Genomic DNA, 23,262 nt, shown 5'->3' on the forward strand with positions numbered 1-23,262 from the left:
TTTCCGGCGAGTCCGACTTTACCAGACTCATTTTCGTTCCGTTTCCGGTCCGAATTCGAATCCAGCGGCCTGCGGAGCGGCCTTTGCCTTTCGGCGGATCCGACTTTATCAGAGATTCTGAGTCGGAATTCCCGCCCTGTGCGGTCCGCTCCGGCGCATGGTTGCGCGCGGTGCTTCCCGGTCAGGCGGAGCCGTAAACGTACTGGAGCGGGGCGCCTCGATGCAAATCGAGGGGCCCCGCTCCCGTACGGGCTGGTCAGGAGGGTCAGACCTCGACGACGACCGGAAGGATCATCGGGCGCCGGCGGTAGGTGTCGGAAACCCACTTGCCCACCGTGCGACGGACCAGCTGCTGGAGCTGGTGCGGCTCCATGACCCCGTCCTGGGCCGACTTGTTCAGGGCTTCCTCGACCTTGGGCACCACGGCGGTGAACGCACCGTCGTCGATGCCGGAGCCGCGGGCCTGGATGTGGGGACCGCCCACGATCTTGCCGGAGGAGCTGTCCACCACGATGAAGACCGAGATGATCCCCTCGTCGCCGAGGATGCGGCGGTCCTTGAGGGAGGTCTCCGTGACGTCGCCGACCGAGAGGCCGTCGACGTACACGTAACCGGCCTGGACCTTGCCGACGATCTTGGCCTTGCCGTCGATGAGGTCGACGACCACGCCGTCCTCGGCGATGACGATGTGGTCCTTCGGCACGCCGGTCAGCGCACCGAGTTCGGCGTTGGCCCGGAGGTGGCGCCATTCGCCGTGCACCGGCATCAGGTTCTTCGGCTTGCAGATGTTGTAGAAGTACAACAGCTCGCCGGCCGAGGCATGGCCCGAGACGTGGACCTTGGCGTTGCCCTTGTGGATGACGTTCGCACCCCAGCGGGTCAGACCGTTGATCACGCGGTAGACCGCGTTCTCGTTGCCGGGGATCAGGGACGACGCCATGATCACGGTGTCACCCGGAACGATCCGGATCTGGTGGTCCCGGTTGGCCATGCGCGAGAGCGCGGCCATCGGCTCACCCTGCGAACCCGTGCAGACCAGCACGACCTCGTCGTCGGGCAGGTCGTCCAGCGTCTTGACGTCCACGACCAGGCCCGCGGGCACCTTCAGATAGCCCAGGTCACGGGCGATGCCCATGTTCCGGACCATGGAGCGGCCGACGAACGCGACCCTGCGGCCGTACTCGTGCGCGGCGTCCAGGATCTGCTGGATGCGGTGGACGTGGCTGGCGAAGCTGGCCACGATGATGCGCTTCTGGGCGTTCGCGAAGACCGTGCGCAGGACGTTGGAGATGTCCCGCTCCGGCGGCACGAAGCCGGGGACCTCGGCGTTCGTCGAGTCGGAGAGCAGAAGGTCGATGCCCTCCTCGCTCAGCCGGGCGAACGCGTGCAGGTCGGTGAGGCGCCCGTCCAGCGGCAGCTGGTCCATCTTGAAGTCGCCGGTCACGACGGCCATGCCCGCAGGGGTGCGGATGGCGACCGCGAGGGCGTCCGGGATGGAGTGGTTGACCGCGATGAACTCGCAGTCGAAGACACCGATGCGCTCACGCTGTCCCTCGGTCACCTCAAGGGTGTAGGGACGGATCCGGTGCTCCTGGAGCTTGGCCTCGATGAGCGCCAGGGTCAGCTTGGAGCCGATGAGCGGGATGTCCGCCTTCAGCCGGAGCAGATAGGGGACGGCACCGATGTGGTCCTCGTGGCCGTGCGTGAGCACGATGCCCTCGATGTCGTCCAGGCGGTCCCTGATGGTGGTGAAGTCCGGCAGGATCAGGTCGATGCCGGGCTGTTCCTCCTCGGGGAAGAGGACGCCGCAGTCGACGATGAGCAGGCGGCCTCCGTATTCGAAGACCGTCATGTTGCGGCCGATTTCGCCCAGGCCACCGAGCGGGGTGACCCGCAGGGCGCCCTTCGGCAGCTTCGGCGGGGTACCGAGTTCAGGATGCGGATGACTCAAAAGACTCTCCTTACCACGCGCGCCACGTACCGCTGAGGGCACGTGGCGCGCATGTCATTCGTGCACTTGCTGTTGTCAGGTGGTGTTTCTGTGCGAGTGACCTCGCGTATTCAGTTGTGAAGTCCGTGGTTACAGCTGTACCCCGCCGGCCGCCAGATCGATCTTGAGCTGGGCCGTCTCCTGTGCGGTGAGTTCCACCAGGGGCAGGCGCAGCGGACCGGCGGGCAGGCCCTGCAGGGTGAGAGCGGCCTTGCTGGTGATCACACCCTGGGTGCGGAACATCCCGGTGAAGACCGGAAGCAGCTTCTGGTGGATCTCGGTGGCCTTCTGTACGTCACCACCGAGGTAGGCCTCGATGAGTGCGCGCAGGTCGGGGGTGACGACGTGGCCGACGACGGAGACCACACCCACGGCGCCGACCGAGAGCAGCGGGAGGTTCAGCATGTCGTCGCCTGAGTACCAGGCGAGGCCGGACTCGGCGATGGCCCAGCTGGCGCGGCCCAGGTCTCCCTTGGCGTCCTTGTTCGCGACGATGCGGGGGTGCTCGGCGAGCCGAACGAGCGTCTCCGTGTCGATCGGCACACCGCTGCGGCCGGGAATGTCGTAGAGCATCACCGGCAGGCCGGTTGAGTCCGCGATGGCGCTGAAGTGCCGGAGCAGGCCCTCCTGCGGCGGCTTGTTGTAGTACGGGGTGACCGCGAGGAGGCCGTGGGCTCCGGTGCGCTCGGCCGTCCGGGCGAGTTCGACGCTGTGCCGGGTGTCGTTGGTGCCGATGCCGGCGACGACGTGGGCCCGGTCTCCGACGGCTTCGAGTACAGCCCGTACGAGCTGGTCCTTCTCCGCGTCGCTGGTGGTCGGGGACTCACCGGTGGTGCCGTTGACGACCAGGCCGTCGTTGCCTGCGTCCACCAGATGGGCGGCGAGCCGCTGGGCACCGTCGAGGTCGAGTGCGCCGTCCGCCGTGAGGGGCGTGACCATAGCGGTGAGGACCCGCCCGAAGGGGGTCTGCGGAGTGGAGATCGGAGCCATGGGTAACACGCTACTCGTTGCTCGGAGCGCCGTGTCCCCTCGGGGGGACGGGGAAGAGGAGCCCGGCACTGCCTGCTCGGGGGTTCAAGCAGTGCCGGGCCCGTTTGTTCAGCCTAGATGAACTTCACGAAACGTCGCAATACGGACACCGCTTACGGGGCTACCCGTCCGTTTTTGTTGAAGGCGGCATGAGTGAGCGGCATGAGCCGCTGCCAGTGCTGTTCCATCTGTTCCCCGACCATTTCGATCTCGCGCTGCGGGAAGGACGGCACCTTCGCCAGTTCGTGCTGGGTACGCAGGCCGAGGAAGTGCATCAGCGACCGTGCGTTGCAGGTGGCGTACATCGAGGAGAACAGGCCGACGGGGAGGACCGCGCGGGCCACCTCGCGGGCGACTCCGGCGGCGAGCATCTCCTGGTAGGCGTCGTACGCCTGGCGGTAGGACTCCTCCATGGCACGGCTGGTGAGCTCGTGCTGTTCCGGGGTTCCCTCGACGAATTCGTACTTGCCCGGCCGGCCCCGCTGGATGAGTTTGCGGGACTCCCCCGGGACGTAGAAGACCGGCTCCAGCTCCCTGTAGCGGCCCGATTCCTCGTTGTACGACCAGCCGACGCGGTGCCGCATGAACTCGCGGAACACGAAGATCGGGGCGCTGATGAAGAAGGTCATCGAGTTGTGCTCGAACGGGCTGCCGTGCCGGTCCCGCATCAGGTAGTTGATGAGCCCCTTGGAGCGCTCCGGGTCCTTGGTGACCTCCTCCAGGGACTGCTCACCGGCCGTGGAGACACGGGCTGCGAACAGCACATCGGAGTCACCGGCCGCGGATTTCACCAGGTCGACGGTGACATCACTGCGGAAATGGGCCTTCGTGGGCTCGGGGGAGTCGGTCACCGACGGGGGTCCTTCCAATGGCGTCGCTCGGGCGGCGTCCACTCTACGGGCCCGGGCGGCGCGCATTGTCCCGCGGCTGCCGGGAAGGCGTTTTCCGGGCGCGGCCGTACGGAGGGCGCGCAGCCGTCCGCAGGAATTCTTCGGCCGGTTCGGCGATTCGGGGCACCGATCAGGTCTCCCGTACGTCTGACTCATCAGCAGCACCCGTTACAAAACGCAAGGAGAGTTTCCTCATGTTCCGCCGGCGTGAATCCGTCCCGTTCTCGTTCGTGGCCGAGGCCGACCGGTTCCGCAGTAATGTCACTCCGCCGCCACGCGCGCGTGCCAGCGTCTCCCAGCTGGCGGGCCGCTCTCTCGTGGGGCTGACCCTGATCGCCGGTTTCGCCGGGTCGCTGCTCTTCGGGCTGCCCGCTCTCGACACCGACCCGACGCCGTCGCACAGCCAGTCCTCCGAGGCGTCCCGGCACCGCTGACCGTCCCGCTGCTCCTGACGGGCCCCCTGGGGTGGTCGGCCGGGGGGCTGCTCGGTAGCCTCGCCGGGCACAGCAATCGAGCGTGCTTGTGAGTGAGGATCAGTCGTGCCCCTGCCCTTTCTGACGGCCGACCGCGCATTCGACGCGGGCGCAGAGGACATCGCGCTGCCGTTCGACGACCACGACATCTGGCGGCGGCCCTACCGCCTCGGCCCGTGGCGGGTCGCAGCAGCGGCCACCCTGCTGCTGCTCGCGTCGTTCGTGCTGCTCGCGGCCATGATCATCTCGTTGGCCGGATCGCTGTCGGCCGCCTCGGCGTGCTTCGTGCTCTCCGGTCTGGTGATCGCCTGCGCGCTGCGCCTGCTGCGGGTCGGCGCCTGGGTCAGTCGGCACGGCGTGCGCCGGGTGGGCTTCTTCCGTACCACCACCGTGCCCTGGAGCGGTGCGTCGGCGGTCCGGACGGTCCAGCAGCCGGTGAAGTGGCTCGGGTTCCCGCGCACCGTCCAGGGCCAGGCCCTGGTGGTGGTGCGCCGGAGCGGCGAGACACTGCCTCCCCTGGTCACCGACCACAACGCGGACTTCCTGGCCCGTGGCGAGGCCTTCGAGCGTGCCACCGACACGATCGAGGCCTGGGGCGACGAGTACAGCGTCGTGGGCTGACGCGATGGGGGCCGCCCGGAAGGACGGCCCCCATCGGGACAGCGGTGGAACGGCAGGACGAGCCGGTGGGCGCCGATCAGGCGCGTACCGGCTTGTTCGCGTGCAGGGCGATGGCGCGCTGCATCGCCTTACGGGCCCGTGGGGTGTCCCTGGCGTCCTGGTAGGCGACGGCCAGCCGGAACCAGCAGCGCCAGTCGTCCGGGCTGTCCTCGGTCTCCTCGCGGCGCCGTGCGAACACGGCGTCGGCGGAGTCCCGGTCGATCCGCCCGGACGGGGTGCGCAGCAGCTCGTCGACGGGCAGGCCGCCCGCCGCGTCCAGTTCCGCCGCGAGGGCGTTGGCCCTGCGGACGAACTGGGTGTTCTTCCAGAGGAACCAGATCCCGATCACCGGCAGGATCAGCACCGCCACGCCGAAGGTGACCGTGAGCAGGGTGCCGTGCCGGATGAGCAGGACGCCACGGCTGCCGGCCAGCACGAAGTAGAGGACCAGGGCGGCGGCGGTGACGAGGTACGTGAGCTTTGCGCGCATGGGTGGGGCCCAGTCAGTTCAGGTCGAGGAAGTGTTCCAGGCCGAAGGTGAGGCCGGGAGTGGTCACCACGCGGCGGGTGCCGAGCAGGATGCCCGGCATGAAGCTGCTGTGGTGCAGCGAGTCGTGCCGGAGGGTGAGGGTCTCGCCCTCGCCGCCCAGCAGGACCTCCTGGTGGGCGAGGAGGCCGCGGAGCCGGACCGAGTGGACCGGGACTCCGTCGACGTCCGCGCCGCGGGCTCCGTCCAGTGCCGTGGCGGTGGCGTCCGGCTGCGGCGCGCGGCCGGCCCTGTCGCGGGCCGCGGCGATCAGCTGGGCGGTGCGGGTGGCGGTGCCGGAGGGGGCGTCGGCCTTGCCGGGGTGGTGGAGCTCGATGACCTCGACGGACTCGAAGTAGCGGGCGGCCTGCTCCGCGAACTTCATGGTGAGGACCGCGCCGATCGAGAAGTTCGGCGCGATGAGCACACCGGTCTCCGGCGAACCGGAGAGCCAGGTGTCCAGCCGCGCGAGCCGTTCGTCGGTCCATCCGGTGGTGCCGACGACCGCGTGGATGCCGTGCCGGACGCAGAAGTCGAGGTTGTCCATCACCGACGCGGGGGTGGTGAGCTCGACGACGGCCTGGGCCCCGGTGTCCGTGAGGGTCTCCAGCTGGTCGCCGCGGCCGAGTGCGGCCACCAGCTCCATGTCGTCGGCGGCCTCGACGGCTCGTACCGCCTCGGACCCGATGCGGCCCTGGGCACCGAGAACGGCCACGCGCAGCTTGCTCATGTGCTCTGCTTCCTTGACTGAGAGGTGGAGAAACCGGGTCAGGAGACCGCTTCGTGGAGGCGGTCCGCCTGCTTGTCCTTGAGGGGGCCGATGACCGACAGCGAGGGCCGGTGTCCGAGGACGTCGGCCGCGACCGCGCGGACCTCGTCGGGGGTGACCGCCGCGATCTTCGCCAGCATGTCGTCGACCGACATCTGCTCGCCCCAGCAGAGTTCGCTCTTGCCGATGCGGTTCATGAGCGCGCCGGTGTCCTCCAGGCCGAGGACGGTCGAGCCGGCGAGCTGGCCGATGGCGCGGCCGATCTCCTCGTCGCCGAGACCGTCCGTCGCCACGCGGTCGAGCTCGTCGCGGCAGATCTTCAGGACGTCGTGCACCTGGCTGGGCCTGCAGCCCGCGTACACACCGAAGAGACCGCAGTCGGCGAAGCCCGAGGTGTACGAGTACACGCTGTAGGCGAGGCCGCGCTTCTCCCGTACCTCCTGGAAGAGGCGTGAGCTCATGCCGCCGCCGAGGGCGGTGTTCAGGACGCCGAGCGCCCAGCGGCGCTCGTCGGTCCTGGCCAGACCGGGCATGCCGAGGACCACGTGGGCCTGCTCGGTCTTGCGGTTCAGCAGCTCGACCCGGCCGGCGGTGCGCAGGGTGCGGGAGCCCTCGCGCGGCGCGGTGGGGACCGCGTCGGTGCGGGTGAGGGCACGGGCGCGCTCGAAGGCCTTGCGGACCTGGCGTACGACGGTGGCGTGGTCGACGTTGCCCGCCGCCGCGACGACCAGGTGGGTGGGGTCGTAGTGCTTCTTGTAGAAGCGGGCGATCTGGCCGCGGTTCAGGGCGTTGACCGTGTCGACCGTGCCGAGGACCGGCCGGCCGAGCGGGGTGTCGCCGAGCATGGTGTGCGCGAACAGGTCGTGCACGCAGTCGCCCGGGTCGTCCTCCGTCATGGCGATCTCTTCGAGGATGACGCCGCGCTCGGCGTCGACGTCCTCGGTCGCGATCAGCGAGCCGGTCAGCATGTCGCAGACGACGTCGATGGCCAGCGGCAGGTCGGTGTCCAGGACCCGCGCGTAGTAGCAGGTGTACTCCTTCGCCGTGAAGGCGTTCATCTCGCCGCCGACCGCGTCGATCGCGGAGGAGATGTCGAGGGCACTGCGCCTGGCGGTGCCCTTGAAGAGGAGGTGTTCGAGGTAGTGCGTCGCGCCGTTCAGGGTGGGCGTCTCGTCGCGTGATCCGACGTTGGCCCAGATCCCGAAGGTGGCGGAGCGGACGGAGGGCAGGGTCTCCGTGACGACCCGGAGGCCGCCGGGGAGGACGGTGCGGCGGACGGTGCCGATGCCGTTGGTGCCCTTGAGAAGCGTTTGGGTACGGGCGACGGCCCGCCCCTCCGAGGAGGGGCGGGCCGTCGTCACGGAACTACGGGACGTCACTTGTCGGTGTCGTCCTTCTTCTCGTCCTCTTCACCCTCGACGACGGGGATGAGGGAGAGCTTGCCGCGGGAGTCGATCTCCGCGATCTCGACCTGGACCTTGGCGCCGACGCCGAGCACGTCCTCGACGTTCTCCACGCGCTTGCCACCGGCGAGCTTGCGGATCTGCGAGATGTGCAGCAGGCCGTCCCTGCCGGGCATCAGGGAGACGAACGCGCCGAAGGTGGTGGTCTTGACGACCGTACCCAGGTAGCGCTCGCCGACCTCCGGCATGGTCGGGTTGGCGATCGCGTTGATCGTGGCGCGGGCGGCCTCGGCCTGCGAGCCCTGCTGGGCACCGATGTAGATGGTGCCGTCGTCCTCGATCGTGATGTCGGCGCCGGTGTCCTCCTGGATCTGGTTGATCATCTTGCCCTTGGGGCCGATGACCTCACCGATCTTGTCCACCGGGATCTTGACCGTGATGATCCGCGGGGCGTTCGGGGACATCTCGTCCGGGACGTCGATGGCCTCGTTCATCACGTCGAGGATGTGGAGGCGCGCGTCACGGGCCTGCTTCAGCGCGGCGGCCAGGACCGAGGCGGGGATGCCGTCGAGCTTGGTGTCGAGCTGGAGCGCGGTCACGAACTGCTTCGTACCGGCGACCTTGAAGTCCATGTCGCCGAAGGCGTCCTCCGCACCGAGGATGTCGGTGAGGGCGACGTAGTGGGTCTTGCCGTCGATCTCCTCGGAGATCAGGCCCATGGCGATACCGGCGACGGCGGCCTTGAGGGGCACACCGGCGTTCAGCAGGGACATGGTGGAGGCGCAGACCGAGCCCATGGACGTCGAGCCGTTGGAGCCCAGCGCCTCGGAGACCTGGCGGATCGCGTAGGGGAACTCCTCGCGCGAGGGCAGCACCGGCACGATGGCGCGCTCGGCGAGCGCGCCGTGGCCGATCTCGCGGCGCTTGGGCGAGCCCACGCGGCCGGTCTCACCGACGGAGTACGGCGGGAAGTTGTAGTTGTGCATGTAGCGCTTGCGGGTCACCGGGGAAAGGGTGTCCAGCTGCTGCTCCATGCGGAGCATGTTGAGGGTGGTGACGCCCAGGATCTGGGTCTCGCCACGCTCGAACAGCGCCGAGCCGTGCACGCGCGGGATGGCCTCGACCTCGGCGGCGAGCGTACGGATGTCCGTGACGCCACGGCCGTCGATGCGGACCTTGTCCTTGATGACGCGCTCGCGGACCAGCTTCTTGGTCAGCGCGCGGTAGGCACCCGAGATCTCCTTCTCGCGACCCTCGAAGGCCGGGAGGAGCTTCTCGCCCGCGATCTCCTTGATGCGGTCCAGCTCCGCCTCGCGCTCCTGCTTGCCGGCGATGGTGAGCGCCTTGGCGAGCTCGGTGCGGACGGCCTTGGTGAGCGCCTCCAGGACGTCGTCCTGGTAGTCGAGGAAGACCGGGAACTCGCCGGTGGGCTTGGCGGCCTTGGCGGCGAGGTCGGACTGGGCCTTGCAGAGCGCCTTGATGAAGGGCTTCGCGGCCTCGAGACCGGCGGCGACGACCTCTTCGGTCGGGGCCTCGGCACCGTCCTTGACGAGCTGGATGGTCTTCTCGGTGGCCTCGGCCTCGACCATCATGATCGCGACGTCGCCGTCCTCCAGGACGCGACCGGCGACGACCATGTCGAAGACGGCGTCCTCGAGCTCGGTGTGCGTCGGGAAGGCGACCCACTGGCCCTTGATCAGGGCGACGCGGGTGGCGCCGATCGGGCCGGAGAAGGGCAGGCCCGCCAGGATCGTGGAGGCGGAGGCGGCGTTGATCGCGACCACGTCGTACAGGTGGTCGGGGTTGAGCGCCATGATCGTCTCGACGATCTGGATCTCGTTGCGCAGGCCCTTCTTGAAGGAGGGGCGCAGCGGGCGGTCGATCAGGCGGCAGGTGAGGATCGCGTCCTCGGAGGGCCGGCCCTCGCGGCGGAAGAAGGATCCGGGGATCTTTCCGGCCGCGTACTGGCGCTCCTCCACGTCCACCGTGAGGGGGAAGAAGTCGAGCTGGTCCTTGGGCCGCTTGGAAGCGGTGGTGGCCGACAGCACCATGGTGTCGTCGTCCAGGTACGCGACGGCGGAGCCGGCGGCCTGCTTGGCCAGGCGGCCCGTCTCGAAGCGGATGGTGCGGGTGCCGAAGGTGCCGTTGTCGATCACGGCTTCGGCGTAGTGGGTCTCGTTCTCCACTAGTGATTTCTCCATACTCGTCGTCTTTCGTCCTGCCGCCCGTGTGGCGGAGGACGGTGCGGAGAAGCGCACCGTGTGTGCGGGCCGGTCTTCGATCGAAGCTCCCGGGCGTTGTCCCGGGGGCCACTACCGAGGACCGGCGGCGGCCGTGGCGCGCCTCTCCTCGTTGTTCTTTTGTCGTGCGTCCAGGTTACTGAGCCTGACCCCGGTCCCGCACGTACAGCAAAGGGAGCGGCCCCCAGGAATGGGGGAACCGCTCCCTCTCACAGCGTCCTTACTTGGCGCCGCCGGCCGCACCGCGGCGGATGCCGAGGCGGTCGACGAGCGCACGGAAGCGCTGGATGTCCTTCTTGGCCAGGTACTGAAGGAGGCGGCGACGCTGGCCGACCAGGATCAGCAGACCACGACGGGAGTGGTGGTCGTGCTTGTGCGTCTTGAGGTGCTCCGTCAGGTCCGAGATCCGGCGGGAGAGCATGGCGACCTGGACCTCGGGGGATCCGGTGTCACCCTCCTTCTGGGCGAACTCGGACATGATCTGCTTCTTCGTAGCGGCGTCGAGCGGCACGCGTACTCCTCATTTTTGTTCGATGCGCCCACGAGTGCCCCTGGTCTTGATCTCAGGGGAGCTTCCGTGACTCGGAGGCGAAGGTCCGATGAGCGCAGCCCCCAGGATGATCCGGAGACGCGTACACAAACGGCCACTGGTCAGAGTACCAGCCGTCCGGAGTGCCTCCGACGGGCTTCAGCCGGTCATGGCCCTGGCGCGCGTGAAGACGTCCAGTACGGCCAGGCAGAGCGGGACCAGGGAGAGCAGCAGGGCGCTCTCCGTGAGGTCGAGCAGCCGGCCCCAGAAGGGTGAGAGGCCCTTGCGCGGGATGACCAGGCCGATCGCGGTGAGCAGGGCCGCTCCGGCGGCGACGGCCGCGGAGAGCCAGATCGTGCGGATGTCCAGGGAGCCCCGGTCCCCGTAGCGCACCAGGTCGTACAGCAGGTCGGCCGGCGGGTTGAGCGAGAGGCCGAGGACGAGCAGGCCCGTGGCGCCGATGCCGGCCACCAGGACGCAGGCGACCTGGGAGGTGTAGCGGAAGAGGCGGGCGCGCAGCAGCATCGCGAGTCCGGCGGTGAGGGCGAGGATCTGGCCCCAGATGCTGCTGGAGAAGCCGAGCACGGCGGCGGATCCGACGACGACGGCGGCGCAGCCGCCGACGAGGCCGAGGAGCATCTCGTGGCCGCGGCGGGCCTGGGCGGCGATGCGGTCGGCGTCGACGGGCTCGGCGCCGGCCTCGGGTCCGGCGCCCGGTTCGGTGAAGGAGTCGTCGTAGCCGGCGGGGGCGGTACGCGGCGACGCGTAGCCGATGGGCAGCCGGGCGAAGCGGGCGGAGAGTCCCGGCAGGAAGGCGACCAGGCCGAGGGCGACGACGACGGTGACGGCCGCGGTCTCGGTGGCGGAGGCCTCGGTGAGGATCGCGACGAACGTGGCGAGGGTGCCGACGGTGGCGAGGAAGGTCGCCGCGACGAACGGCGCGTCGCCGCTCGGGGTGAGGGCGGCCAGGACGACGGAGGCGAGCAGGACGGCGACGCAGCCGAGCAGGAACTGCAGCCGTCCGGGGCCCTGGCCCGCGTCGGCGCCGATGATGCCGGATCCGGCGATGAGGACGAGGGGCAGCGCGCCGAGCCCGAGGGCGACGGCCGTCGCCCGGTCCGCGTAGACCCTGGCGCGTACTCCCGCGAAGGCGGTCAGCAGGAGTCCCGCGGAGCCGGCGATGATGCCGGGCAGGCTGTGCATGTCGTGGCGTACGGGGTCGGCGAACCAGAGCACGAAGCCCATCAGGACGAGCAGCAGAACGCCGCCCACCAGCCCGGCGCCGCGCAGGAGTTCGTCGCTCCACAGGTGGCGGTCGCGGGTGACGGCCGAGGCGACGGCGTCCGAGACGTCGTCGAAGACGGCGGGCGGCAGTGACCGCGCGAAGGGCCGCAGGCTGAGGAGTTCGCCGTCGAGCACCTGTTGGGCGGAGAGCGTGCGGGCGCCGTCGAGGACGGTTCCGTCGCGGCGTACGAGGTGGTAGCCGGTGGGTGTTCCGGCCGCCTGGGTCTGTCCCGTGAGACGCAGTATCTCGGGGTAGACGTCGGCGACCGCGATGTCTTCCGGAAGGGCGACGTCGATACGGCTGTCGGGTGCCACGACAGTGACGCGGCAGAAGCCTGTCGCTGCGGTCGTACTCACGTGTCCGGTCCCCCTGATTCGCGGTTGCGCACGGTGCGCGCGTCACCCTACCGGGAGGGGTGGAAGTGATCTGCACGTAGGATCACCGTCGCGCGGAGGCAAGTCCGCAGCGAACGCAGCCACGGGGGCGTCGGTGCGGACCGGACCGGCCTTCCGCCCGTCCGTATTGAGGGATTGGTGTGCCGGTGAGCCAGATCGTCGTGAAACGACCTCCGCGGTCTCTGCCGCCGGAAGTACCCGCGGACGAGTTGACGTTGGAAGCTCCTCCCGAACTGCCGCGCGGGCAGCAGGAGGGCATGCTGATGCAGATCCTGCCGGTGCTCGGCATGGGCTCGTCGGTGGTCTTCTTCTTCTCGCCGCAGGCACCTCCGTTCATGCGGATCATGGGTGTTCTGATGCTGGTCTCGACCGTCGCCATGGTGGTCGCGCAGATCGTCCGGCACCGTCGCGGTACGCAGGGGCAAATGGGCGATGTCCGACGTGACTACCTCAAGTACCTCGCCCAGACCCGGCGGACGGTGCGCCGGACGGCGCGTGCCCAGCGCGATGTGCAGTTGTATCTGCACCCGGCGCCCGAGCAGCTCTGGTCGGTGGTGGCCGAGGGCAGCAGGGTGTGGGAGCGGCGGGTCGGCGACAAGGACTTCGCTCAGGTGCGGCTGGGGCTCGGGGCGCAGCAGCTGTCGACTCCGCTGGTCGCTCCGGACACCGCTCCGGTGGATGAGCTGGAGCCCATGTCGGCGGGGGCGATGCAGCAGTTCCTGGCCGTGCACGGGACGCTGGACGGGCTGCCGATGGCGGTATCGATGCGGGCCTTTTACCACGTGACCGTCTCCGGGCGGCCGGACGCGGCGCAGTCGACGGCGCGGTCGCTGGTGGCCCAGCTGGTGACGCTGCACTCCCCCGAGGACCTGATGGTCGCCGTGGTCGCGGCGCCGGGTGCCGTGGGGCGCTGGGACTGGACGAAGTGGCTGCCGCACACGCAGGTGCCGGGCCAGGTGGACGGGGCCGGGACGAAGCGGCTGTTCGGGGACGACCTGGGTGAGCTGGAGCCGCTGCTGGCCGGCCGGCTCGACGGGCGGCCGCGGTTCGGGCGGGAGAGCCGGCCGGTGCTGGACCAGCCGCACATCGTGGTGGTCCTGGACGGTGGGATGGTGCCGCCGGACTCGCTGTTCGCGGCGGCCGAGGGCCTGCAGGGCGTGACGATCGTCGAGGTGGTGCCGGGTGAGCTCGACGAGCCGCGCGGCGGGCTGTCGATCGTGGTGCGGCCGGGGCTGTTGCGCCTGGAGTCCGGTGCCGGTCTGGCGTACGAGGGTGTGCCGGACTCCATGTCGCTCCAGGCCGCGGAGGCGCTGGCCCGGCAGCTGGCGCCGCTGCGGATGGGCGGGGGTGACGACGACGAACCGCTGCTGGCCGAACTGGACTTCACGGATCTGCTGAATCTGGGGGACGCGGCCTCGGTCGATGTGGCGCGCACCTGGCGGCCGCGGTCGGTGTCGGAGCGGCTGCGGGTGCCCATCGGTGTCGGTGAGGACGGCCGGCCGGTGATGCTGGACCTCAAGGAGGCCGCGCAGGAGGGCATGGGTCCGCACGGGCTGTGTGTCGGTGCGACGGGTTCCGGCAAGTCGGAGCTGCTGCGGACGCTGGTGCTCGGGCTCGCGGTGACGCATTCCTCGGAGACGCTGAACTTCGTGCTCGCCGACTTCAAGGGCGGTGCGACGTTCGCCGGGATGTCGCAGATGCCGCACGTGGCGGCGGTCATCACCAACCTCGCGGACGACCTGACCCTGGTCGACCGCATGGGCGACGCGATCCGCGGTGAGCTGCAGCGCAGGCAGGAGCTGCTGCGGTCGGCGGGCAACTACGCCAACATCCACGACTACGAGAAGGCCCGGGGCGCGGGCGCCGCGCTGGAGCCGCTGGCCTCGCTGGTGCTGGTCATCGACGAGTTCTCCGAACTCCTGACCGCCAAGCCGGACTTCATCGACATGTTCATCCAGATCGGCCGCATCGGCCGTTCGCTGGGTGTGCATCTGCTGCTGGCCTCGCAGCGCCTGGAGGAGGGCAAGCTGCGCGGTCTGGACACGTATCTCTCGTACCGGATCGGTCTGCGGACCTTCTCGGCGGCCGAGTCGCGTACGGCGCTGGGTGTGCCGGACGCCTACCACCTGCCGTCGGTGCCGGGTTCGGGCTATCTGAAGTTCGGCACGGACGAGATGACCCGTTTCAAGGCGGCGTACGTGTCGGGGACGTACCGCACGGGCGGCCCGGATCTGTCGGTGGGGCAGCTGCCGATCGAACGGCGGCCCGCGGTGTTCAGTGCCGCGCCGGTGCCGGTGGTGTACGCGGCGCCCGATCCGGCGCACCTGGCGGCGCGGACGGCGGACGACGACGCGCTCGCCGACACGGTGCTCGACGTGATCGTGCGGCGGCTGGAGGGGCAGGGCGTGCCCGCCCACCAGGTGTGGCTGCCGCCGCTGGACCGGGCGCCGACGCTGGACCAGCTGCTGCCGGGGCTGGCGGCGACCACGGACCGGGGCTTCACGTCGACCGAGTACACCCGGCCCGGTGGGCTGACCGTTCCGCTCGGTCTGATCGACAAGCCGTTCGAGCAGCGGCGTGAGGTGCTGTACCGGGACTTCTCCGGTGCGGCCGGGCACATGCTGGTCGTGGGCGGTCCGCAGTCCGGGAAGTCGACCATCATGCGGGCGTTGGTCTCCTCGTTCGCGCTCACGCACACCCCGCACGAGGTGCAGTTCTACGGTCTGGACTTCGGTGGTGGCGGTCTCGTCTCGCTGGCGGACCTGCCGCATGTCGGCGGGATGGCGTCGCGGCTGGACCCGGAGCGGGTGCGCCGGACGGTCGCGGAGGTCGGGGGCGTGCTCACCCGGCGCGAGGAGTTCTTCCGGGCCCACTCCATCGACTCCATCGCCACCTACCGGCGCAAGCGTGCCCGGGGTGAGCTGCCCGGCGAGGCGTGGGGGGACGTGTTCCTGGTCATCGACGGCTGGGGCGGTTTCCGCGCCGAGTACGAGGGCCTGGAGCAGGTCGTCACGGACATCGCCTCGCGCGGGCTCGGCTACGGCATCCATGTGGTGATCACGGCGGCCCGCTACATGGAGGTGCGGGCGGCGCTGAAGGACCAGATCCTCGGGCGGCTCGAACTGCGGCTCGGTGACGTCATGGACTCGGAGTTCGACCGCAAGGTCGCGGCGAACGTCCCGGCGGGTGTGCCCGGCCGTGGTCAGGTCCCGGAGAAGCTGCACTTCATGGGCGCCCTGCCGCGCGTCGACTCCGTCAGCAGCGGCACGGATCTCTCCGAGGGCACCGCGGCGTTCGTCGCGGCGGTGCGGTCGAGCTGGTCGGGACCGTCCGCGCCCGCGGTGCGGCTGCTGCCGCGCAAGCTCCCGGCGGACCAGTTGCCCAAGGGCTTCGAGTTCCCCGAGCGGGGTGTCGCGATCGGTATCGACGAGACGTCCCTGGAGCCGGTGTTCGTCGACTTCGAGACGGATCCGTTCTTCCTGGTCTTCGGGGAGAGCGAGTCCGGCAAGACCAACCTGCTGCGGCTGATCGCCAAGCAGATCGCGGAGCGCTACTCCCCGGACGAGGCGAAGATCGTCGTCGGTGACTACCGGCGGGCCCTGCTGGGGGCGCTGCCGGAGTCGCACCTGCTGGAGTACGCGCCGATGGCGAGTGCGATGCAGATGCACATGGAGGCGCTCGCGGGTGTGTTCTCGCGGCGGCAGCCGCCGACCGATGTGACGCCGCAGCAGCTGCGGGACCGGAGTTGGTGGTCGGGGCCGCAGATCTTCATCGTCGTCGACGACTACGACCTGGTGGCCACGAACGCGGGCAACCCACTGGCGCCGCTCGCGGAGTACCTGCCGTTCGCCCGGGACACCGGGGTCCGGTTCATCATCGCGCGCAACTCGGCGGGGGCGTCGAGGTCGATGTACGAGGGCTTCATGCAGCGCGTCAAGGAGCTGGGTGCGCAGGGTGTGGTGCTGTCCGGTGATCCGTCCGAGGGCGATCTCATCGGGTCGGTCCGTGGGCACACGATGCCGCCGGGGCGCGGGTACTTCGCGTCACGCCGGCGCGGGACGCCGCTGGTGCAGACCGGGCGGCTGCCCGAGCAGCGCTGAGGCGTACGCGATGTGACGGAGGGGCCCCCGCACCGGTGTGCGGGGGCCCTTCCCGCGTACGACGGGGGTGCGGGGGGTGCGGCGAAGTCCGTACGGCGGGCGCCCGGGTCCGTCCGGCCGGTGCGCGCAAGCGGGCGGCGGCCCGTTACGCCCGGCGCGGAGGCACGCGGCGGTCCGTCGCGGCAGGCACGGAAGCGGGGACCCTACCGTCGGCGCCGGGCGGCGGGGGCCGCAATTCCGCTCCTGGTACCCCGGTCCCGGGGATGCGGGGATAATCGGCGCGCAGGCCACGAACACGGAGCCACCGGCGGTGACGCACTCCGCCGCGGACCAGGAAAGGCGTCTGATGGGCACCCAGCAGGAGAAGGACGAGTTGTACGCGCTCGACATCTCGGGAGTCGAGTGGCTGAGCGCCCCCGGTACCGAGCAGGCCGAGGAGCGGGTCGAGATCGCGTATCTGCCGGGCGGTGCCGTGGCGATGCGGTCCTCGCTCGATCCGGAGACCGTGCTGCGCTACACGGAGGCCGAGTGGCGTGCCTTCGTCCTGGGTGCGCGGGACGGCGAGTTCGACCTGAAGTAGGCCCTCGCGCGGACGGGGACACGGAAGAGGGGCACGGCCCGGTGGGCGTGCCCCTCTTCCGTGTGCGGTTCCCGGATCAGTACGCCTCGGTGAACAGGCGCGAGGACTTGAGGTCGGTGGAACGGTAGCTGTCCTTGCCGTTCTCGATGATCTTCGCGACCTGCTCCAGGCGGTTCTTCATGTGGTCGGCCTTGCCCTTGTACTTCCCCTGGAGGGCGACGTACCCGCCGTGGGCCTCACCGTCCCAGGTGTCGGTGACGACCTTGAGGGCGGCGTCCATCTCTTCGAGGTCCTTGATGATGTTGCGCGACACCACACGGATGCGGTTCGCGATCTCCTGGACGCTCTCGTACCTGACCTTGGTGTTCGGGTCTGCTCCGGACATGGTCCGCTCCTCCGGTTGTTCTGGGTCTGTGAAAGGGGTGCTACGGCCGGCTCAGACGTTGTTGAGCCCGGAGGAGTTGCCCGAGGAGGCGGGCTCCTTCACGGAGTTGAAGGCCGCGCGGACCTCGTCGTCGTTGGCGTTGCTGAGGTTCTTGGTCTGGCTCACACCGTTGAGGAGCACCTGCAGCAGGCGCCGGATCTCGTCGTGGTCCTCGTTGATGACGACCTGCGCGGAGGAGAATCCGCCGGCGCCGACACCGGTCCAGCCCGCACTGACGGTCGCGAGGATGTCGGCGAGCTCACGGGCCTGCCTGGAGACCGCTTCCGCGGTGTCCACGATCTTGTTCTTCGCCTGGATGATCGGATCGTCGGCAAGTCCGAAACCCGCACCGGTGTTGCTCATCCGGAGGTCCTATCTCTCAGTTCCCGGGCCTGTCCGCAGGTCGCGGGCAGGTTTCCTGTACGGGTTCCAAGAAGCGTCCGGCGGTGCTCGCGCACCCCGGAATCAGGCTCGTCCACTTCTCGTTCCCCCGTCACACACGTGAAGTCTGCCGCCACCCTAGCCACTTCGTCATCTCCGCCCAACCGGCTTCACGGCGAGAGACGTGCCTCACCGTCGCGCGGTCTCAGCGCACATCACGACGCCGCCGGACATCCCGGACGACCGTCGCGGTGCCGGTCACGACGCACACCAGGACGGCCGCCAGGGCAAGGGCGTAGGTGGCGTAGCGCTCGCTCCGTTCCTGCGGCGTCTCGGACATCGCGAGATACGCGGGCTCCGGCGCCGGCGCCCTGGGCGGTGCCGGGTCGGGGCGTGCGGCCGGCAACGGGACGTCGTCCTTGCCCCCCGCCAGGGCCCGTACGGGGTCGACGACACCCCAGCCGACGAAGGCGTCGTGGCCGTTGATGGAGCGCTCGGCGGTCTGCTCGATGCGGGCGACGATCTCGGCCGCCGTCCAGTCGGGGTACTTGGCCACGAGGAGGGCGGCGACGCCCGCGACGTACGGCGCGGAGAAGCTGGTCCCGTTGTCGGTGCACTGGCCGTCGCCCGGGACGGTGGAGACGATGTCGACGCCCGGGGCGGCCACCCCGACGAACTCACCGGCCTGGGAGAAGGCGGCCCGTTCGTTGTTGCGGTCCGAGGAGGCGACGGCGAGGACGCCGGGGAAGGCCGCCGGGTAGGTGTTCCTGAGTTTTCCGTCCATGCCGTCGTTGCCCGCGGAGGCGACGACGACGATGTCCTTCGCGAGCGCCCTGGCCACGGCCCGGCCCAGCGCGGAGTCCTCGGTGAGCGCCTTGGTGGTGTCCTGGGAGATGTTGATGACCCCGGCCCCCTCGGCGATCGCGTGGTCGATCGCGGTGGCCATCGTGGTGTCCTTGCCGCTGTTCTTCTCGTCGTTCTGCCGGATCGGGATGATCGTGGCCTCGGGGGCCAGCCCGACGAATCCGGTTCCCCGGCGGGGGCGTGCGGCGATGATGCCGGCGACCTTGGTGCCGTGACCGACCTCGTCGGTGGTGCCGTCGCTCTTGCCGCCCCTGAGGAGGTTGCGTCCCGCCGAGGTGTCGACGGCCTCCACGAGCTGCGGATTGGTGATGTCCACACCGGTGTCGATGACCGCGACCTTGACGCCCTCGCCCTTGGTGTCCTGCCACAGTTCGTCGAGCAGGACCCGCTGCAGCGGCCAGGGGCGGCCCTCGAACTGCTTCTTCATCGGGAAGGTGCACTCGCCGCTGCCGTCGAGGGCCGGCCTGGCGCTGTCCCGCGCTCCCCGGTCGGCGTACGCGGTGTGCGGTGTGGCCAGTGCGGCCAGTGCGGCGGTGGCCACCGCCACCGCGGCCGTCCTCCGGTACAACATCTGTCCCTCTCCCCCGTGTCCCGCGTTCGTCGTGGTGCCCGCGGCTACGAGCCCTGGGGCTGGCGTGCGCTGTTGGTGTCGAGCCGGGGCCCCTTGGCCAGGAAGTCCGACCAGGCGATCGGCACGAGCATGGGCGTCACCTTCTCGTAGCCGAGCCGGATCTGCGCCTGGCTGGCCTCGGGCCTGCCGTCCTGTGCCTGCTGTTCCCCGGCGCCGATGTCGGAGCGCTCGGCGTCGCTGTCGCCGTTCGCCTGGACCGCGTACCGCAGCCCGGTGTCGGTCACCAGGAAGAGCGAACCGTCGGGGCTCGTCTGCTCGCCCTGGACCTGCGTGTAGAGGAGCCCGCTGCCCGGGGTGACGTAGGTGCTGGTGCCCCCGGCGTTGATCACGGCCGGATAGGCGGTGCCCGCCCAGGTGGACAGCGTCGTACGTCCCTTCTCGTCGACCTTGCGCAGCACGCTGCACACGGTGTCCCGGCCGCCGCCTCCTGCCGAGTTGACCTGCTCGGCCCTGTGCGCGGGCCAGCGGCTCGCCTGCCCCGCGAAGGTCCGGGCGTCCGGGACGAAGTCCTGCAGGCCGACGGAGCGTGCCTCGCTGTCGAGGTTCAGCGGCGCCGTCTGCGGGGAGTTGATCAGGAGCCAGGCCGTGAATTCGGAGACCGGCTGGACCTTGCCGTCCAGGACGACGTAGTGGGTGGTGCCCTCGCCGGTCCTGGTCCGCAGGACCATGCCGACCTTGTTCTCCTCGGCGGAGAGCTGTCCCTCGATGTTCGCGGGTGCGCCGACGGTTCCGGGGATCCGCGGGAAGACGAGCGGACTGCCGTCGTGCAGGGTGGCCAGCCAGTCGTCGGTGACGGCCTGCGGCTGCCTGCTGCCGACCAGGGCGTTGGTCAGGTGGCCGTTGTCCGTGGCGCTCTCGTCGACGCGGTATTTGGTGCCGCTCGCGTCGACGAGGTAGCGGGCCTTGTCCTGCCCCTGGACGTAGAGGACCTGGCCGCCGCTCAGCCGCTGCTTGCCCTCGGTCAGTTCGTCGTCCCGCTCGGCGAGGACGAAGGCCGCCTTCTGCACGGTGTTCCCCTTGCCACCGGGCTGCTCGCAGACCGCCCACCGCTTGGCGGTGCCCGCGTCCTTCGCCTCGGGCAGCCGGTCGGGGGCGTACGGGATGCCGAGGATCGGCCCGCGCGGGGGCTTGCCGGCGTCCAGGATGTTGTCGCCGACCTGGACGACGTCGAACTGCTGCGGGGTCAGCAGGAGTCTGGCGGAGGCCAGGTTGAGCACGGGGTGGAGGAGGGTCTTGCTGTCCTTGCCCTTGCCCGTGGAGAGCACGACGTACCGGGTGGTGGACTTCTTGCCGACGATCACCTTGGTGCCGGGCTTGTCCCAGTCCTTGGGCGCCGTGGGCTTGAACATCCCCCAGGCACCGAAGCCCGCCACGATCAGCGCGCCGACGATCAGGCTCGGGACGACGGCGCGCAGTGGGCGCGGGGCGCCCTCCTCCGTGCCTGTGGGCGAGGGTTGGAGGAATGCGGCCACCGTGCGTTTCTTCGCAAAGGTGTACGCGTTGAGCTCATCCCGCCGTGATGCCATGAGTGTGTCTGTCTCCCGTGTCTCCCCGCGCGGCCCAAGAGCGTACGCACCCCCGTCCCCTGTGCCGGACCCCGGATACCGGACCCTGGTGCCGGACCGGCCCCCTACTATGCCTGCTGATCGTGGCCGCCGACGGGGCGGGTAGGGTGATCCAGCCGCCGAAGCCCCGGCGGGACAGGGGCGATCGGGTCGAGTTGGGGCCTTATGAACGGGGGAATGCCGGAATGATGGCTTCCGCGACGCGGACACGTCCGGCCGGGAACGCGCAGCCGTCCGGGGGTCCCGGGTCCGGCCGCCGGGGGGTCTCCCGCAGAGGTTCGCGTACGGCTCCCGATGGTCCCTCCGGCCCCGGTGGCGCCGCCGCTCCGCGACTGGACGGACGTGCCGGACAGGTCGGTTCGTTCCGATTGCAACAGCTTGTACTGGTCGAGATCGCGGCGGCCCTGCTGCTCGCCGCGTGGGTGATCGAGCCGCTGCTCCTCGTGCCCGCGGGTGTCGTCGCCGCGGTGCTGGTGCCGCTCGCCGTCGTCCGCAGGCACCGCCGGTCGCTCCCGGAGTGGCTGAGCACCGTCCTCGCGCTGCGCGCCCGCAGCCGCCGGGCCGCCTCCCTGGTCCTGCCCGCGGGTACGGAGCCGGGGCTGGCGCCCGCCGTGGAGTGCGAACCGGCCTTGCGTACCTACTCGTTCAGCGACCGCGACCGCCGCCCGGTCGGGATGATCGGTGACGGCACCTACCTCTCGGCCGTCGTCCAGGTCGAGTCGGACGCCACGGCGCTGCGCCCGGACCGCTCGGAACGGCCGCTGCCCCTGACGCTCGTACGGGACGTGCTGGAGGTCGACGGGATCCGGCTGGAGTCGGCGCAGGTCGTGCAGCACACCCAGCCGGCTCCCGCCCCGCACCTGCCGCCGCAGTCGGTGGCGGTGCGGAACTACGCCCCGTTGCAGGCCCGGACGGGTACGCCGGCGCTGCGGGTCACCTGGATCGCGCTGAAGCTGGACCCGGAGCTCTGCCCGGAGGCGGTGGCGGCGCGCGGCGGCGGGATCGTGGGGGCGCAGAAGTGCGCCGTACGCGCGGCGGACCAGCTCGCCAGCCGGCTGACCGGTGCCGGGTTCCGGGCGACCGTGCTCACCGAGCAGGAGCTGATCTCGGCGATCGCGACCTCGGCGTGCGTCAGTCCGTCGGCGATGGCGCAGGCCGGCCGCACGGAGACGCCGGGCCGTCGTACCGAGGAGTCCTCGCGAACCTGGCGCTGCGACGACCGTTGGCACACCAGCTACTGGGTGAGCCGCTGGCCGCACCTGGGCGGCGGCGGGGCGTCGATGCCGCAGCTCGTCGCACTGCTGACCTCCATCCCGGCACTCGCCACGACGTTCAGCCTGACGCTGGGGCACGGCGACCGCTCGGCGGTCTCGGTCACGGGGCACATCCGCATCACCGGGCGCAGCGACGAGGAACTCCTCGCCGCCCGGCACGAACTGGAGCGCACCGCGCGCGGTGTCAAGGCGTCGCTGGTACGGCTGGACCGCGAGCAGCTGCCCGGCGTGCTCGCCACGCTGCCGCTCGGGGGTACCCGCTGATGTCCGCCACCACGAGCTCCCGGTCCCGGCTGGGATTCGGTCTGATCGGTCCACGTCGAGGTCGGCACACGGTGTCGCTCGACGAGCTGGCCTCGCTGGCGCTGCCCGTCGGTGACGACGGCACGGTCATCGGGGTGGACGCGGAGGGGCGCCCGGCGGTGCTGGGCATCAACCGGCCGACTCCGTACGAGGTCACGCTGATCGGCGGGCTGTGGACCGCCCAGGTCCTGGCGCTGCGTGCGGCGGCGACGGGTGCCCGGATCGCCGTCGAGACCGGGCGGTCGCAGGTCTGGACGGCTCTCGCGCAGGCGGCGGGCGGCGGGCAGCCGTGCGTCTCGCTGCACGACGTGGGCCGGATCCCGCCGCAGGGTGCCTCGGCCGGGTCGCCGGTGGTCGTGGTGCGCGACTGCGGCATGCGACCGCCGCGCGGGCGCGTGGTGGCGGGGCCCTGGCAGTCGGTGGTGACCCTGCTGCCGTACCTGAGCCCGGTGGCCCCGCGGCTGATGGAGAAGTCGGCGCTCGTCGGTGTCCAGCGGGTCTCTCCCGACGAGGCGGCGCAGATCGGCCGGATCATGAATCTGCCGGCCGCCGAGACGCAGGCGCTGTCCACCCTGGCCGACGGCGTCACGCTGTGGTGCACGGACCGGGACCGGCAGTTCGTGATGACCCAGGCCACCGACGCCGAGTCCGGACTGCTGGGCAGCGCGCGCCGGATGGACTGAGCGTTCCCGCGGAACGCTCGTACGTGAGGGGCCGCGTACGGGCCGCCCACGGTTCGTGTTCGTCATCGGATGCGCCCTTTCGACCACTTCGGCCTGCCCGCTCCCGCACAGTTCGTTCACTTGTAGGCGCGGCGTGACCTGCTGGACAGTCCTCCCGTGCGATACGGCCTGCCGTAGCACGCCACATGGCGATTAGGGTGGGTGCGGGCGCGGCAGAGGAACCTGCGGGCAGGCACTGCGCGTCGCAAGGGGGGAGAGCCGGGCGGAC

General features: G+C 70.3%; 19 protein-coding genes. 6 read left to right on the forward strand and 13 right to left on the reverse strand.

Annotated elements, in window-relative coordinates; translation table 11 throughout:
• Positions 1-265: 265 nt before the first annotated feature.
• The 3 genes from ACFWVP_RS29235 to thyX form a co-directional block, all read right to left on the reverse strand.
• Positions 266-1,951, reverse strand: coding sequence for a ribonuclease J (locus ACFWVP_RS29235; RefSeq protein WP_384500971.1), 1,686 nt, complete (start codon positions 1,949-1,951; stop codon positions 266-268).
• Positions 1,952-2,080: 129 nt separating this feature from the next.
• Positions 2,081-2,980, reverse strand: coding sequence for a 4-hydroxy-tetrahydrodipicolinate synthase (gene dapA / locus ACFWVP_RS29240; protein ID WP_384500972.1), 900 nt, complete (start codon positions 2,978-2,980; stop codon positions 2,081-2,083).
• 152 nt (positions 2,981-3,132) lie between these two features.
• On the reverse strand, positions 3,133-3,870 hold the full coding sequence (thyX, locus tag ACFWVP_RS29245; protein ID WP_384500973.1) for an FAD-dependent thymidylate synthase: 738 nt from the start codon (positions 3,868-3,870) through the stop codon (positions 3,133-3,135).
• A gap of 233 nt (positions 3,871-4,103) precedes the next feature.
• Here thyX and ACFWVP_RS29250 point away from each other — a divergent pair, with 233 nt between their 5' ends.
• Together ACFWVP_RS29250 and ACFWVP_RS29255 are read left to right on the forward strand one after the other, a co-directional pair.
• The gene (locus ACFWVP_RS29250; RefSeq protein ID WP_384500974.1) at positions 4,104-4,343 is read left to right on the forward strand and encodes a hypothetical protein; all 240 of its coding nucleotides are present in this window, start codon (positions 4,104-4,106) and stop codon (positions 4,341-4,343) included.
• A gap of 105 nt (positions 4,344-4,448) precedes the next feature.
• Positions 4,449-5,003 carry a hypothetical protein gene (locus ACFWVP_RS29255; protein WP_384500975.1) on the forward strand — a complete coding sequence of 185 codons (555 nt, stop codon included), beginning with the start codon at positions 4,449-4,451 and terminating at the stop codon, positions 5,001-5,003.
• Positions 5,004-5,079: 76 nt separating this feature from the next.
• Here ACFWVP_RS29255 and ACFWVP_RS29260 read toward each other — a convergent pair whose 3' ends face one another.
• The 6 genes from ACFWVP_RS29260 to eccD all read right to left on the reverse strand — a co-directional run bounded on the left by ACFWVP_RS29260 (position 5,080) and on the right by eccD (position 12,150).
• Positions 5,080-5,532, reverse strand: a complete 453-nt coding sequence (locus tag ACFWVP_RS29260; RefSeq protein ID WP_384500976.1) for a hypothetical protein — start codon at positions 5,530-5,532, stop codon at positions 5,080-5,082.
• Between the two features lie 13 nt (positions 5,533-5,545).
• Positions 5,546-6,298, reverse strand: coding sequence for a 4-hydroxy-tetrahydrodipicolinate reductase (gene dapB / locus ACFWVP_RS29265; RefSeq protein ID WP_384500977.1), 753 nt, complete (start codon positions 6,296-6,298; stop codon positions 5,546-5,548).
• A 38-nt stretch (positions 6,299-6,336) separates the two neighbouring features.
• The gene (locus ACFWVP_RS29270; RefSeq protein ID WP_384500978.1) at positions 6,337-7,716 is read right to left on the reverse strand and encodes a M16 family metallopeptidase; all 1,380 of its coding nucleotides are present in this window, start codon (positions 7,714-7,716) and stop codon (positions 6,337-6,339) included.
• Positions 7,713-9,926 carry a polyribonucleotide nucleotidyltransferase gene (locus ACFWVP_RS29275; protein WP_384501031.1) on the reverse strand — a complete coding sequence of 738 codons (2,214 nt, stop codon included), beginning with the start codon at positions 9,924-9,926 and terminating at the stop codon, positions 7,713-7,715. Before ACFWVP_RS29275 ends, ACFWVP_RS29270 begins: the two co-directional genes overlap by 4 nt.
• A gap of 274 nt (positions 9,927-10,200) precedes the next feature.
• Positions 10,201-10,491 carry a 30S ribosomal protein S15 gene (gene rpsO, locus ACFWVP_RS29280; protein WP_003965855.1) on the reverse strand — a complete coding sequence of 97 codons (291 nt, stop codon included), beginning with the start codon at positions 10,489-10,491 and terminating at the stop codon, positions 10,201-10,203.
• 177 nt (positions 10,492-10,668) lie between these two features.
• On the reverse strand, positions 10,669-12,150 hold the full coding sequence (eccD, locus tag ACFWVP_RS29285; protein ID WP_384500979.1) for a type VII secretion integral membrane protein EccD: 1,482 nt from the start codon (positions 12,148-12,150) through the stop codon (positions 10,669-10,671).
• A gap of 185 nt (positions 12,151-12,335) precedes the next feature.
• Here eccD and eccCa point away from each other — a divergent pair, with 185 nt between their 5' ends.
• Together eccCa and ACFWVP_RS29295 are read left to right on the forward strand one after the other, a co-directional pair.
• Complete coding sequence (gene eccCa, locus ACFWVP_RS29290; RefSeq protein WP_384500980.1) at positions 12,336-16,289, forward strand: type VII secretion protein EccCa; 3,954 nt, start codon at positions 12,336-12,338, stop codon at positions 16,287-16,289.
• 346 nt (positions 16,290-16,635) lie between these two features.
• Complete coding sequence (locus tag ACFWVP_RS29295) at positions 16,636-16,869, forward strand: DUF397 domain-containing protein (protein WP_384500981.1); 234 nt, start codon at positions 16,636-16,638, stop codon at positions 16,867-16,869.
• A gap of 76 nt (positions 16,870-16,945) precedes the next feature.
• Here ACFWVP_RS29295 and ACFWVP_RS29300 read toward each other — a convergent pair whose 3' ends face one another.
• From ACFWVP_RS29300 to eccB, 4 genes are all read right to left on the reverse strand, one after another.
• On the reverse strand, positions 16,946-17,254 hold the full coding sequence (locus ACFWVP_RS29300; RefSeq protein WP_384500982.1) for a WXG100 family type VII secretion target: 309 nt from the start codon (positions 17,252-17,254) through the stop codon (positions 16,946-16,948).
• Between the two features lie 51 nt (positions 17,255-17,305).
• Entirely contained in the window at positions 17,306-17,656 is a 351-nt protein-coding gene (locus tag ACFWVP_RS29305; protein WP_384500983.1) for a hypothetical protein, read from the reverse strand.
• Positions 17,657-17,879: 223 nt separating this feature from the next.
• Complete coding sequence (gene mycP, locus ACFWVP_RS29310; RefSeq protein WP_384500984.1) at positions 17,880-19,109, reverse strand: type VII secretion-associated serine protease mycosin; 1,230 nt, start codon at positions 19,107-19,109, stop codon at positions 17,880-17,882.
• A gap of 44 nt (positions 19,110-19,153) precedes the next feature.
• Positions 19,154-20,695, reverse strand: coding sequence for a type VII secretion protein EccB (eccB, locus tag ACFWVP_RS29315; RefSeq protein ID WP_384500985.1), 1,542 nt, complete (start codon positions 20,693-20,695; stop codon positions 19,154-19,156).
• Positions 20,696-20,919: 224 nt separating this feature from the next.
• Between eccB and eccE the strand changes: the two genes are divergently transcribed.
• Together eccE and ACFWVP_RS29325 are read left to right on the forward strand one after the other, a co-directional pair.
• A complete protein-coding gene (gene eccE, locus ACFWVP_RS29320; RefSeq protein WP_384500986.1) occupies positions 20,920-22,272 on the forward strand; it encodes a type VII secretion protein EccE in 1,353 nt (450 codons plus the stop codon).
• Positions 22,272-22,994 (forward strand): hypothetical protein, encoded by a 723-nt coding sequence (locus ACFWVP_RS29325; RefSeq protein WP_384500987.1) that lies wholly within the window; start codon positions 22,272-22,274, stop codon positions 22,992-22,994. The genes eccE and ACFWVP_RS29325 overlap by 1 nt, the downstream gene beginning before the upstream one ends.
• The last annotated feature ends 268 nt before the right edge of the window (positions 22,995-23,262 follow it).

The organism is Streptomyces sp. NPDC058637 (assembly GCF_042717325.1).
Taxonomy (GTDB): Bacteria; Actinomycetota; Actinomycetes; order Streptomycetales; family Streptomycetaceae; genus Streptomyces.